Source organism: Pelosinus sp. IPA-1 (assembly GCF_030269905.1).
Lineage (GTDB): Bacteria > Bacillota > Negativicutes > DSM-13327 > DSM-13327 > Pelosinus.
In genome coordinates this window covers 400,408-414,201 of record NZ_BSVC01000005.1, presented here as the reverse complement: position 1 = coordinate 414,201, position 13,794 = coordinate 400,408, and the positions used below count along the sequence as shown (strand labels likewise).

13 protein-coding genes and 1 riboswitch are annotated in these 13,794 nt (G+C 37.6%); of the genes, 9 read left to right on the top strand and 4 right to left on the bottom strand.

Features of this window, described 5'->3' with window-relative positions; all coding sequences use genetic code 11:
* The first annotated feature begins 511 nt into the window (after positions 1 to 511).
* The 9 genes from rpmH (at position 512) to noc (ending at position 7,688) form a co-directional block, all read left to right on the top strand.
* Complete coding sequence (gene rpmH, locus QSJ81_RS14755; protein ID WP_038674322.1) at positions 512 to 646, top strand: 50S ribosomal protein L34; 135 nt, start codon at positions 512 to 514, stop codon at positions 644 to 646.
* A 49-nt stretch (positions 647 to 695) separates the two neighbouring features.
* On the top strand, positions 696 to 1,046 hold the full coding sequence (gene rnpA, locus QSJ81_RS14750) for a ribonuclease P protein component (protein WP_038674324.1): 351 nt from the start codon (positions 696 to 698) through the stop codon (positions 1,044 to 1,046).
* 9 nt (positions 1,047 to 1,055) lie between these two features.
* Positions 1,056 to 1,262, top strand: coding sequence for a membrane protein insertion efficiency factor YidD (gene yidD / locus QSJ81_RS14745; protein WP_285718128.1), 207 nt, complete (start codon positions 1,056 to 1,058; stop codon positions 1,260 to 1,262).
* 65 nt (positions 1,263 to 1,327) lie between these two features.
* Entirely contained in the window at positions 1,328 to 1,966 is a 639-nt protein-coding gene (locus tag QSJ81_RS14740; protein WP_285718127.1) for a YidC/Oxa1 family membrane protein insertase, read from the top strand.
* 17 nt (positions 1,967 to 1,983) lie between these two features.
* On the top strand, positions 1,984 to 2,607 hold the full coding sequence (gene jag / locus QSJ81_RS14735) for an RNA-binding cell elongation regulator Jag/EloR (protein WP_285718126.1): 624 nt from the start codon (positions 1,984 to 1,986) through the stop codon (positions 2,605 to 2,607).
* Between the two features lie 77 nt (positions 2,608 to 2,684).
* Positions 2,685 to 4,070: a tRNA uridine-5-carboxymethylaminomethyl(34) synthesis GTPase MnmE gene (gene mnmE / locus QSJ81_RS14730; RefSeq protein WP_285718125.1), complete on the top strand. Its 1,386-nt coding sequence runs from the start codon at positions 2,685 to 2,687 to the stop codon at positions 4,068 to 4,070.
* A 14-nt stretch (positions 4,071 to 4,084) separates the two neighbouring features.
* On the top strand, positions 4,085 to 5,965 hold the full coding sequence (gene mnmG, locus QSJ81_RS14725) for a tRNA uridine-5-carboxymethylaminomethyl(34) synthesis enzyme MnmG (RefSeq protein ID WP_285718124.1): 1,881 nt from the start codon (positions 4,085 to 4,087) through the stop codon (positions 5,963 to 5,965).
* The gene (gene rsmG, locus QSJ81_RS14720) at positions 5,962 to 6,678 is read left to right on the top strand and encodes a 16S rRNA (guanine(527)-N(7))-methyltransferase RsmG (RefSeq protein WP_285718123.1); all 717 of its coding nucleotides are present in this window, start codon (positions 5,962 to 5,964) and stop codon (positions 6,676 to 6,678) included. The genes mnmG and rsmG overlap by 4 nt, the downstream gene beginning before the upstream one ends.
* Positions 6,679 to 6,761: 83 nt before the next feature.
* Entirely contained in the window at positions 6,762 to 7,688 is a 927-nt protein-coding gene (gene noc, locus QSJ81_RS14715) for a nucleoid occlusion protein (protein WP_285718122.1), read from the top strand.
* Positions 7,689 to 7,808: 120 nt separating this feature from the next.
* Here noc and QSJ81_RS14710 read toward each other — a convergent pair whose 3' ends face one another.
* The 4 genes from QSJ81_RS14710 to metF form a co-directional block, all read right to left on the bottom strand.
* Positions 7,809 to 9,113 carry an ankyrin repeat domain-containing protein gene (locus QSJ81_RS14710; RefSeq protein ID WP_285718121.1) on the bottom strand — a complete coding sequence of 435 codons (1,305 nt, stop codon included), beginning with the start codon at positions 9,111 to 9,113 and terminating at the stop codon, positions 7,809 to 7,811.
* A gap of 152 nt (positions 9,114 to 9,265) precedes the next feature.
* A complete protein-coding gene (locus QSJ81_RS14705) occupies positions 9,266 to 11,647 on the bottom strand; it encodes a homocysteine S-methyltransferase family protein (protein ID WP_285718120.1) in 2,382 nt (793 codons plus the stop codon).
* Between the two features lie 7 nt (positions 11,648 to 11,654).
* Positions 11,655 to 12,335, bottom strand: a complete 681-nt coding sequence (locus tag QSJ81_RS14700; RefSeq protein ID WP_285718119.1) for a methionine synthase — start codon at positions 12,333 to 12,335, stop codon at positions 11,655 to 11,657.
* A gap of 27 nt (positions 12,336 to 12,362) precedes the next feature.
* Complete coding sequence (metF, locus tag QSJ81_RS14695; RefSeq protein ID WP_285718118.1) at positions 12,363 to 13,229, bottom strand: methylenetetrahydrofolate reductase [NAD(P)H]; 867 nt, start codon at positions 13,227 to 13,229, stop codon at positions 12,363 to 12,365.
* Positions 13,230 to 13,399: 170 nt separating this feature from the next.
* Positions 13,400 to 13,502: riboswitch (SAM riboswitch) on the bottom strand.
* Positions 13,503 to 13,794: the final 292 nt, after the last annotated feature.

Below are 13,794 nucleotides of genomic sequence, written 5' to 3'. Positions count from 1 at the left end.
AATAAGGATGTAATGAGGATTTATAGCCTTATTTAAGGATATATCAACAAATTTTACTAACACGAGGATAAGTTATCCACACACTTATCAACACATGTGTATAACTTATTTTAAAAAAGAATGGTTTAGACGAAAAAAAAATACAACAGCAAAATAAAAAGTATTTCGCAGTCTTGTATTTATCAAGTATAATAGAGTTATTAAGTGGTGTGGATAAAAGTGTGCATAAAGCCATGTTTTTGTGAATAACTTTAACTTTATGTAGATAAATAATCAATTTAAAAGTATATGTGGATATCTTGTTAAGCTTTATATTATCAAAAAGTATATAAGTTATCAACAGGTTTTTACGAAATAGGACATTCTATCTACAAATTTATCCACAATAGTCCTAAACTATAAATGCGTATATTTCTTGACACTGAGGCATTGCCTAGTCTATAATCTTTAGTGTTAAAATATAGGCATTTTAACATGATAGCTTGGGCTTTTTGTAAGGAGGTGTAAATAGATGAAACGTACTTATCAACCAAACAATTTATGGAGAAAAAGAACACATGGCTTTCGTGAGCGTATGAAAACCAGAGGTGGTCAGCTAGTTCTAAAAAGAAGACGTGCTAGAGGCAGAAAGATAATCTCTGCATAGTAGGTCGCTGAATAGAAAGCCGATTTTCCATATGGCGGGATGATAAACTGTGATATATAAGTTATCGAAACAAGGTATGTTACACAAAAATAAAAACTTCCAGGCTGTATATAAAGCTGGCAAATCATATGCGAATAAAATGGTGGTTCTTTATGTTCTACCTAATCGCAGCGATGTGCGCCACGTCGGATTTGCTGCAGGTAAAAGATTGGGAGGAGCGGTAGTGCGCAATCGCGTAAAACGCCTTTTGCGGGACTCTTATCGTTTAAACCAATTTCGCTTAATTAATGGCATTGACTTACTATTAGTTGGCAGACAAGCTGCAGTAAAATCTGACCGGATGGCCGTGGCTAAAGCTTTTATTCATTTGTGTGAGAAGGCAAAAATATTGGCTAAGTAGGTAGTTAGGATGAAAAAAATGGCTATACTGTTTATTAAAGGTTATCGTTTATTTATTTCACCGTTAAAGCCACCTACTTGCCGATTTGTGCCGACTTGTTCAGAATATGCATTGCAGGCAATTGAGAAACATGGGGTTGTGCGTGGAGGATTGATGGCAGTTCGCCGAATTTTGCGTTGTCATCCATTTCATCCTGGTGGTTACGATCCTGTTTAATATATATATTTATTGAGTAAGATTATAATTGGCTTTTGCCAAATTAGTATTGAGGACGTGAGATATTGGCTTTATTCGATTCAGCTATCGGACTGTTACAAGATATATTAACCTTTTTCTACAATATGACGGCAAGCTTGGGAATACCAAACTATGGTCTAGCGATAATTTTATTAACCTTGGCCATAAAATTAATTTTATATCCTTTAACTGTAAAACAAGTTAAGGGTATGAAGGCTATGCAAGATTTACAGCCTAAAATGAAAGCAATGCAAGAAAAATATAAAGGTAATCCCGAAAAATTAAATAAAGAAATGGCACTTTTATATAAAGAATCAGGAGTTAATCCCTTATCAGGATGTTTACCTCTTCTCGTTCAAATGCCAATTCTTATGGGAATTTTTTATGCCATTCGTGATTATCATTATGCCCAATTGCCTAGCTTCTTTTGGATAGCTGATTTATCCCAACATGATCCGTTATATATTTTACCGGTTTTATCGGCAGCCACTACTTATATTCAACAAAAACAAACAAGTTCTGATGCGAATCAACAAGCAAAAATGATGATGAATTTTATGCCATTATTTATCGGCTATATCAGTATTAATTTTCCTGGTGGGCTGGTATTGTATTGGGTAATGAGTAATCTTTTCCAAATTATTCAACAGTGGTGGATGTACCGTGGCGAGGCTCAAAAATAAGGAGGCTAATTAACACGATGACTTCTGTGGAAACTACTGGTAAAACCATTGAAGAGGCGGTACGTCTAGCTTTAAGTGAGCTTGGAGTGGGAGAAGACCGTATTGAGTATGAAGTGTTAGAAGCACCAAGTAAAGGCTTTTTAGGCATTATTGGCTGTAAACCTGCGAAAATCAGAGCATCAGTTAAGCCAATTGATCCTGCAAAAGTTGCATATGATTTCTTGGAAAATGTTTTTGTATTAATGAATTTAGAAGTTCAAATTGAAAGAGTAGAGCAAGAGGATTCTATTAGTTTTAATATTCGTGGTAATAATTTAGGGATATTGATAGGGAAACATGGTCAAACTTTGGATGCACTGCAGTATTTGACGAATTTAGCAGCTAATCGAGACGCAGATAGTAAGGTGCGGATCGTTCTTGATGTCGAAGATTATCGCCAGCGTCGTACAGATACCTTAAATCGTTTGGCTGCTCGCTTAGCAGATACGGTAAAACGACGCGGGGAAAAAGTAGTGCTAGAACCTATGAGTCCGAATGAACGTAAAATTATTCATATGGCCTTACAAAATGATCATCGAATTATCACCTATAGCGAAGGGGAAGAACCTTATCGCAAAATTGTTATTGCATTAAAAAGATAGATATTATACATATTAAAAACCCAGTAATAATTATTTTATTACTGGGTTTTGCTACTAATTAGTAAGGAGGCAGTTTGGTGTTCATAGAAGAAACTATTAGCGGAATTGCTACAGCCCCAGGAGAAGGAGGGATTGGCATTATCCGCATGAGTGGATCATTAGCAACTAAAATAGCCAATCAAATTTTTTCTGGTGTAAAAGGAAAAAAAGCAGTTGATGTTGCATCAAGACAAGTAGCATATGGAAATATTATAGAGCCAGATTCGAAAGAGATTGTGGATGAAGTATTACTACTTATTATGCGTGGACCGAAGTCATATACCCGTGAAGATGTAGTAGAAATTCACTGTCATGGAGGGCCCATCCCCATGAAGAGGATTCTAGAACTTTCTCTGCAATACGGTGCTAGAATGGCTGAACCTGGTGAATTTACCAAAAGAGCATTTCTTAACGGCAGACTCGACTTATCCCAAGCGGAAGCTGTAATTGACATTATTAGAGCTAAAACGGATGCTTCTCTACGTATGGCCCTTGGACATTTGAAAGGAAATTTGTCGGAGAAGATCAGGGAAATGAGACATGGCGTTTTAACTATGATTGCTCATTTAGAAGCTGCTATCGATTTTCCTGAAGAAGATATAGAAGTAATGACCGCCCAAGAAGTAAAAGGCTCTGTTGAAACATTATTAAAAGAAATGCAGGAATTGTTAGCGACGAAAGAAACAGGTCGAATCTTAAGGGAAGGACTCGAAACTGTAATTATTGGTAAACCTAATGTAGGTAAATCGAGTTTGCTAAATGCATTATTAAAAGAAAAAAGAGCAATTGTTACAGATATTCCTGGAACAACGCGAGATAGTATTGAGGAATTTGTTAATATTCGTGGCATACCATTAAAGATTGTGGATACTGCAGGAATTCGTGAAACGGCAGATTTAGTTGAGCGGTTGGGTGTGGAAAAGGCGCGAGAGTTTGTTGCCACAGCAGATTTGATTTTATTACTATTAGATGCTTCGATGGAATTATCCACAGAGGATAGAGAAGTACTTACTATGCTAGCAAATAAAGAAGCAATTGTCATTGTGAATAAAAGTGATTTGCCAGTAAAACTTGAGATGGATGAAGTTTATACTTATGTTTCTAATAAAAAGGTACTAAAAGTATCTGTAACCGAAGGTATAGGTTTAGAAGATTTAGAAAAGAGTATTGTGGATTTAGTGTATAGTGGAAAGGTTGAGCAAAAAGAGGGAGCATTTGTTACGAATTTACGTCAGTCAACTCTTTTAGAACAGGCTAAAGAACATTTGGAGGCAAGCCTATTAACGATTGACCAAGATATGCCTTCTGATTGTATAGTAGTAGATTTAAGGGATGCATGGGACAAGTTGGGTGAAATTTCAGGAGATACAGTAGGCGAGGATATTATTCATGAGATTTTCACTCAGTTTTGTATTGGTAAATAGGGGAGTGACAGATTGTGTTTATTGCTGAAGATTATGATGTAATTATTATTGGTTCCGGTCATTCTGGTTGTGAAGCAGCGTTAGCAGCCGCTCGTATGGGCTGCAAAACTTTGCTTACAACTCTCAATTTGGATAATATTGCCTTTATGCCATGTAATCCGTCTGTAGGTGGACCAGCAAAAGGGCATTTAGTTAGAGAATTGGATGCTTTGGGTGGGCAAATGGGTATAAATACGGATAAGACTAGCTTGCAGATGCGGATGCTCAATACTGGTAAAGGTCCAGCTGTACACGCTTTAAGGGCACAAGCTGATAAAGGGCTATATCATACTACAATGAAGGAAACTATTGAAAATCAGCAGAATTTGGATGTAAAGCAAGTACTAGTGGAAAAGATTTTATCTAGGGATAATTTGGTGTATGGTATAGAAGTCGAGACTGGTGAAGTGTATCATGCAAAGTGTATTGTATTAGCCACTGGTACATATCTCGGAGGAAAGATCATTATTGGTGAGCTGGCTTATAAAGGCGGTCCGAACGGACAGCGTGCTGCCGAAAATTTAACGAATTCATTACGTGAAATGAATATTCGTTTAATGCGTTTTAAGACAGGTACGCCTGCTAGAGTGGATCGAAGATCTTTAGATTTCTCTAAAATGATAATTCAGCCTGGTGATGAACAGGTTCATAACTTTTCCTTTTTAAGTGATATAACAACTAGGGAGCAATTACCTTGTTGGCTAACATATACAAATGAAAAAACTCATGAGATTATTCGTAATAATTTACATAGAGCTCCGATGTATACTGGTATCGTTGAAGGGGTGGGGCCTAGATATTGTCCATCTATCGAATCGAAAATTGTCCGATTTGCGGATAAGGATGCTCATCAGTTGTTTATTGAACCGGAAGGATATCAGACGAACGAAATGTATGTACAGGGGATGTCTACCAGCCTACCAATTGATGTGCAATATGAATTTTTAAGAACGATTGCAGGTATGGAAAATGTTAAAATTATGCGTCCAGGTTATGCGATTGATTATGATTGTATTGATTCAACCCAGCTAAAACCCTCTTTGGAGTTTAAACATATTCATGGTTTATTTTCTGCAGGACAGATAAATGGGACTTCTGGTTACGAAGAAGCAGCTGCTCAAGGGTTAATTGCTGGTATTAATGCAGCTTTATTAGTGATGGGGCGTGAACCGCTTATTTTATCTCGTTCTGATGGCTATATTGGTGTACTAATTGATGATTTAGTAACTAAGGGCACAAGTGAACCTTATCGTATTATGACTTCTAGGGCTGAATTTCGTCTAATTTTACGCCAAGATAATGCTGATCTGCGTTTAACAGAAAAAGGGCGAAGAATTGGCCTAGTTAGTAATGAAAGATATACGAGATTTGTTAGTAAAAGAGATTCCATTGAAGAAAGTCTTGCCCTATTGCGTAGTACGATGATTACTCCGATACCGGAAGTGCAGGTCAAAATGTCCGCCATGGGTACTGCTGAACTTAGAACAGGCATCATGCTTTACGATTTATTGCGTAGAACGGAGATCAGCTATGATATGATTCGTGAACATTTTGATGTACCTGCTTTGGAAATGTCGGTTAAGCAGCAAGTAGAGATTGCTGCCAAATATGAAGGATATATTAGTAAACAACTTGAACAAGTAGAGCGGGCCAGCAAACTAGAAGAAAAATTGTTACCAGAAGATGTTAATTATATGGAATTACACGGTTTAGCTGTGGAGGCTAGAGAAAAGTTAAACGAGATTCGCCCATTATCTATTGGACAAGCGGCACGTATTTCTGGAGTTTCACCTGCTGATATTTCTATTTTAATGATTTATTTAGAACAACGTCGCAGGAGGGAAGAAGTAAATTGATATTTGAAGATGTATTAGCCCAAGTTGCCGAAGAATACTCTTTATCCTTAACAGAGGATCAATTAGTAAAGTTTTCCATATATTTCAAGACTTTAGTTGAATGGAATGAAAAAATAAATTTAACAGCGATTACCGATCCTGCCGAAGTAGCTGTTAAACATATGATTGATTCTTTATCATGTTATGATGAAGATATTTTTAAAAAAGGCGCAAAAATAATTGATGTAGGGACAGGGGCAGGGTTCCCTGGTTTGCCGTTAAAAGTTTTTCGCCCTGATTTGAAACTTACATTATTTGATTCGTTAAACAAAAGAATTTTATTTTTAAAAGCGGTTGCCGAAAAAATGGGTATATCTGATATAGAGTATATTCATAGTCGTGCAGAGGATGGGGGCAAAAATAAACGATATAGAGAACAATATGATATTGCTGTTTCTCGAGCAGTTGCAAGATTGAATGTTCTCTGTGAATTGTGTCTTCCATTTGTCGCCGTAGGAGGTTTTTTTATTGCCCTTAAAGGGTCTAGGTACAATGAGGAAATAAAAGAGTCTACAGAGGCTCTGAGGCTGTTAGGCGGCGAAATCCTAAAAATAGAAAATATAAAGCTACCTAGAATCGATGATGTCCGAGCAGTTGTGTATATTAAAAAAGTAAAGAAGACTTCACCTAGTTATCCAAGGCGTCCAGGCGTAGCTGAAAAAAATCCATTATAAACCATTCATGGTAAAGAGGAACTTGTAGGGAAATGCCGAATATTACCTATTGACAAACCTATTATTGGTAAGGCGGTGTATAGATGAAAAACTTGGCCAGATTATTAGGCCTGACTTCAGATAATGCAGAAATAGCTAGCCAGGCTAAAGAGCAAACAGATGTTACAGATAATATAGATAATAGGGAAGCTTGCATTATAGACGATACGATTTCTGTAGAAGGTAATGTAAAGCATGTGCAGATTACGGATATTGTTCCGAATCCGTTTCAACCTCGAAAAATATTTACGGAAGAATCCCTTCAGGAGCTAGCATCTTCCATTGGAGAGTATGGTGTCATTCAACCACTCATCGTAAGGGCCATTGCTGATGGCTTTGAATTAGTGGCAGGAGAACGTCGGCTAAGAGCTTCAAAGTTGGCTGGATTGCAGCAAGTTCCAGTCATTGTGAAGGAGTTTACGGATAAAGAAGTGGCTGAATTAGCCATGATTGAAAATTTACAACGTGAAGATTTACACTTTTTAGAAGAGGCGGAAGGCTTTCAACAATTAATTACGAGTTTTGGCTTTACCCAGGAAGAGTTAGCGAAACGTATGGGCAAAAATCAATCTACGATTGCCAATAAATTACGTTTATTAAAACTGATACCAGAAGTTCGGGCTGTAGTAGCTAACGAAAAATTAACAGAACGTCATGCCCGTTCTTTGCTTAAAATAGATGATTCTAGATTGCAATTAGAAGTGTTGGAGCTTATTAGTGAAAAGAATTTAAATGTTCGTGAAACAGAAGAACTTATTGAAGAATTTTTGGAAGATATTGCGAAACAAGTAGAAGCTAAGAATGTACCAAAGCGCAATGTTGTAAAAATCATTCGAGATGTACGGATTTTTATTAATACAATTAATAACGTTGTAGGTGAAATGAAAAAAACAGGTCTCAAGATTAAAGTCAAGCAAGAGCAAGATGAAGAATTTATTCATATTAATTTACGAATCCCTAAGCGGAAATAGAAAAAAGGCTAACAATTTTTGTTAGCCTTTTTTTTACGGAATCAGAAAGTATAGATTCCAAGTAAGAACGACTAAGGCTTCTGCCTGCGTCCGAGGACTTGGCACAAGCCAAGTCTTTTCTTAATAGGTAATTATTCGTGTTATCTTTGTGTCAGGGGAGATCGAATTCGGGTTATTCGTTTCTAACCATTTTATCGGAATGGCTGCATTTTTCGTATCCAGTTCAAATAACATTCTCATACTTTTTACTAAAAGAAATAAAGAATTATTAATGATTCTAACTTCCGTATTCGAATATTGTTTTTGAATGTCGCCAACAGTAGAATTTATTGTAATATTTTTGTCAGTTACAAAACGAGGATCATAAGTGCTAATTGTAGAAACTAATTTAATTTTGCCATTAGTAAGGTCTAGTTTTAGAGAGGGAATAGAACCGTTAGGTAAATTTATAATCGCAGTAGTTTTCTTTTCACCATCGAAATACTCTTCCCGCAGGGCATAGTTAGGATAAATTTTTTGTAAATCATCTAATGACATACCAATATGTATAAGGCCAACTTTGTTAACGGTGAGCCGAATTTCCTCGGGAGTTGTTGAGATGGATGCGGTGGCAGGTGATTTCTCTGTAGTTTTGGCTACGGGCGATAGTGTTGGCTTTTCTTCGACTTTAGGTATGGGCTGGATGCTTGGGTCAGCCCCAGCATTTTTAAGGATTTCAGCGATTTTTGCCTGCTGTTTTGAATAGGCTTCCATAAGTGAAGTACGGCCTTGCTTATCTTGTAAATTAGGGTTTGCCCCAGCTTCTAGTAGCATAGTAACAATATCTTCAGCGCCCATTGCAGAGGCGTAATGTAAGGACGTTCTGCCTTGTTTATCTTGAATATTGACAGCAGCCTGTCTTTCTAGTAATAAGTGGACTAAATCTGTTTTTTTGTAAAAAGAAGCTGATAGTAAGGCTGTCCATCCATCTGAATTTCGGGTTGCATTAATATTCATACCGGCATCCAGAAAGGCCGTTACTATTTCTTTATCACCACGTCCTGCATAAGAGACCAGATTTTTATCTTCAAAAGTAATGCCAAGCTGTACAATTTTATCAAGGGGAGTATTTGCTGTTACAGCTTCATGAGAAGCTCTGTATCCTAGAAAACCACTAGTTATAATTACGAAACAAAAAAGTATTAAAATTGCAGCGATTTTAATTTGATAAATGTACTTTTGTAGTAATTCAAGATTAGAAAAACTCTGGTCTGATTGTACTGTAGATTCCGAATTTGTAAGCAAGGGGCCCTCTTTAATGGGGGCTGTTTCAGGGGAATTTATACTATCTGCCTGTAGATCAACTTCAGAAATGTGCAATTCTTTCTCTGCACTTGCTAGTAATTCTTCTATATCTATTTGATCGATCGCTTCTTCATCTGCCATAAACTACCACCTATTATTTAATCAATCCGTACTTCCTTAAAATCGACATATTATTTTAAAAAGTTCCATACTGGTAGCGAGAATTCCTGCATTTTAAAAAATAAAAGCATCTTACTTTCATAATATAAATGAAAGTAAGATGCTTTATCTTTTTAGTGAATTGCCAGTAGTTTTTTGGCAATTGTGACAGCTTCGACACCATTTTCCGCATAGGCGTCAGCTTCTGCTTGTATTGCATACTCCTGGGTTAGTACTGCACCGCCTACAATTGTTTTGGCACTAGCATTTCCAGCTTTTAGCGCAGCAATTGTAAGGTCAATTTGAGGCATTGTAGTTGTCATTAGGGCACAGAGGCCTACGATATCAGCCTTGTATTTTAAAGCACCTTCTACAATTGCTTCTGGTGTAACATCTTTACCCAAATCAATTACAGTAAAGCCATTGTTTTCTAGGAGGGCAGCGACTATGTTTTTTCCTAGATCATGAATATCGCCTTTTACGGTAGCCAAAACAACAATACCAAGGCTTTTCGACTCATGAGCAGGTAAAACTTTCTTTATCGTAAGAAAAGCAGCACGCATAGTTTCTGCGGCAAGTAATACTTGTGGTAAGAAACATCGTCCACTGCCAAAATCAGTACCAACTTCATTCATGGCAGCTGTTAAGGCTTGTTCGCTAATTGCAACAGAATTGATTCCTTCATCCAGTGCTTGCTGTACTAAAGGAACAACAGCCTCTTTTTCTCCTGAGGTTATAGCCTGACGAATTTGATCAATGATATTTTTCGGTACATTTCGACTTTCTTCTTCCTCTGTCTGCTTATTGGGTGCATACTGCATACTGTAAGATCTTCCATTGGCGTCATGACCGAGAAGTAAGGAAGAGGCTGCTAAAGTATGCTGCATAAGCGGGTCATAAGGATTTAGTATAGGAGCATCTAGGCCTGCATCTAGAGCCATGGCGCAGAAGGTTGCATTAATGGCGTCTCTACGAGGAAGACCAAAAGATATATTACTAAGTCCCATCGTCGTTGGGTAACCTAAATGCTCTCGGTAAAGTTTTAATGCTGTCAATGCTTCCATGCCGGCATGGGCATCCGCAGCTGCTGTCAGAATTAAGGCATCTAAAACGAAATCACATGGTCTGAGACCTGCAGCAAAAGCAGCATGAATAATTTGTTTTGTAACCTGTAGACGCTCTTGGGCTGTTTTAGGCACACCCTTGGGACTAATTGGTAAACATAAGACGGCAGCGCCATATTTCTTGGCTAAAGGTAGGAATGTTTCCAAACGCTCAGGTTCTGCGCTGATAGAGTTTATAAGTGCTCTGCCAGGGTAAGCCTTAAGGCCAGCTTCTAAAGCCTTAGAATCGGTGGTATCAATGACTAGGGGAGCATCTACAAGCATGGATAACTCTTGAACTACGTATTCCATAGCTTCCGCTTGGTTAATACCAGGAACCCCCATATTAACATCAAGAATATGCGCTCCAGCACGAATTTGGGCTAAGGCTTCTTTTTTAACAGAGATAAATTGACCTGAGGCAATATCAGCAGCTAGTTGTTTGCGGCCTGTAGGATTAATACGTTCCCCGATAATAACTGTGGGATGGTTAGCACCAAGATAAATTGTTTTACTGCGGCTGGTTAAAGCTGTTGTTTTATTAAGTTGTTGCTTAGTAGACAAGGTTGTTACCGAGAGGTGACTGACTGCTTCGTGAATTGCTTTAATATGCTTAGGAGTAGTGCCGCAGCAACCTCCAATATACTGAGCGCCTGCGGCAACTAATTTTTGTGCCCATTGGCCCATTTCTTCTGGCCCCATAGGGAAAACGGTTTGTTTGTTTATAAGACTAGGCATACCAGCATTCGATTGAATACTAATAGGACAACTGGTGGTTTGAGCCAATTGTTCAACAATCGGTAATAGTTGAGCTGGTCCTAAGGAACAATTGGCACCAATCACATCTGCACCCATAGCTTCTAATATGATAGCAGCTGTAACTGGATCTGTACCTGTTACAGTGCGTCCATCTGCACCGTAAGACATCTGACAAATAATTGGTTTAGTAGAAGCTGCTTTGGCAGCTAATAGGGCTGCGCGCATTTCTTGGATATCAATGATAGTTTCAATCAAAATCATATCTACGCCAGCTTGATCTAATGCACAAATTTGTTCATAAAAAACGTCATAAGCGGAGTCAAAGGTTAAATCTCCTAGCGGGGAAATTAATTTTCCGGTAGGTCCTACAGAACCTGCTATCTTGGTTGTTGGCCTGCAAGCGGCCCGTGCCGCTTTTACAGCCGCGGTATTTAGTGCTTGTACTTTATCTTGTAAGCCATAATGTGTTAATTTTATCCGATTTGCACCGAAGGTATTTGTTTCAATAATGTCTGCACCATTATCAATATAACTTTTATGTATGCTAGTAATAACAGCAGACTGCTCTATATTCCATAACTCCGGGCAAGAACCTGCTGGTAATCCAGCATTCTGTAACATAGTTCCCATGGCACCATCAAAAATATAAATCATAAATAGTTCAATCCTTTCTCGCTAAGCAGTTTACTTGTTGACATTGTTGACAGTTAGCCTTTTTGGCAGGCGAAGTAGGGGCACTCTGACAAATATTAGGGGTGAGTCCGATTATAGCAGTAATGGATTTTCGTGGTAATAACATGCAAGAGGGTGTCGCGGTTACATTGATTTCATAGGCATGAGCCAAAGATAGAATTTGGGGTTGTACGGTAATATCCCATTGACCGTAACCAGGACTGAAGCGGAAGAGGGTCGAATAACCCTTTTGATTTGCTTGTTGTCTAAGTAAGTCACATGCTTGGTCCGCCGCCACTTCAACAGCTGTTGTACCAGCTGCATCTAGTAATAATCCTAGGGTATACTCGTCTTTTGTAAAGTATTCACTTACCATTTCCTCTAATCTAGATCCTATTGTAACAGCAATTACGATTACTTGTAGGCAATTTTTCAAGTGTTCAATTATTTTTATTGATGACAGGGTTAGCGGCTCTGGACTCATTATAGTAGCAGTGTTTGGATTATAATCGTAAATTTGCCATACTACTTTAGGCTGTGATATTATTTGTGCCTCAGTACAAGCTTGTTCTAGTAAATGGGGCGGAAACTCGGAAGCCTTGGTTAGTCCAGAATAGCGCTTGATTTCTTTCATATCTAGATTTTTCAATGCTGGATTGTAGATTGGCATAACACTCCTCCTTAGGTAGTCTGCTAGTTAGCGTAGCCCTGTTTCTTGAATGATAGTTTTAGACTGTTCTAGTTTGTTCATAGTATATAGATGTATGCCATCTACTTTATGGGCAATTAAATCGGTAATTTGATTACAAGCATATTCTATTCCAGCTTTTTCAAAATCATTTGGCGAGTTTTCATACTTTTCAATAATGCTTTGCAAAGGTTTTGGAATGGATGCTCCGCATAGACCATGAATTCTAGCCACTTGCCTACTATTTAGTAGGGGCATAATCCCCGCGCAAACGGGGACGGTAATATTGGCTTGTCTGATTCGATCTAGAAAGTTATAAAGGACAGCATTATCAAAAAATATTTGAGTAATGAGAAAATCGGTACCACTATCTACTTTTTCTTTCAGATGAACCGTGTCTTCCGCAAGGTTAGGACATTCTAAATGACCTTCTGGATAAGCAGCAGCTGCAATACAAAAATCATGTTGGGATTTTATGTGGGCAATTAGATTTTTTGCGTAAGGAAAGGTTGTTGTCATATTCTTTAGGGACCCTTTGTCCAGGGGATAATCGCCGCGCATAGCTAATATGTTTTGAATATTATGGGCTTGCAATTGGTTAAGCACTGTATCAATATCATCTTTTTGCGAATTGATACAAGTTAAATGAGCTAGAGCTTCTACATGATAGGTATTTTTGACTTTATCTGCAGTTTCAAGAGTGCGATCCGAGGCGCTACCGCCAGCACCATAGGTAATACTTATGAAGTCTGGGTTTAATGTTTGTAATCCTTCGGTAGTTTTAAAAATCGATTCTAAAGTAACCGTTTGTTTTGGTGGAAATATTTCAAAAGAGACAAGGGTTTTTTCTCGATTAAATAGATCACATAGTTTCATAATTAACCTCACATTATTATAAGTTATTGAAAAGCAACAGGCTTATCTAAAATTTTGGCTTCATCATAACAAAAACAAGAACTGTTCTTAGGTTTATATATTATAATAGGATAAAAAAACAGCCCTTTTCCTTGTTGAGGAAAGAGGCTGTTTTTTTAATCCGTTCTTTCCTCTTATCTTTCAGAATTGAATTCTGCTGGATTTAGCACCATTTGCATTACTGCCGGTTGCTGGGTGTCATAGGGCCAGTCCCTCGACCACTCTAGATAAGAGTATTTATTAAATTGGATATTATGATAAATTAAAAACAAAGGCTTGTCAATATTTTTAATTTATCATATTGATATTTATAGCGTATCATTTATACACTAAAGGTATAAAATACCTATTTTAACGAAGAAGATTGTGGATTAGCCATTTTACTTTACTATTTTATTATAAGTTACTTAAATAATAGTGCTTTTGCTTAAGATGACGGTTTTTTTGCAGGAAATGTTCTTAAGAATGTGGAATGAATTAGCATTATAGAAATTAGCAGCGAAAGTGCCGTTTCGTAGTCTTTCTT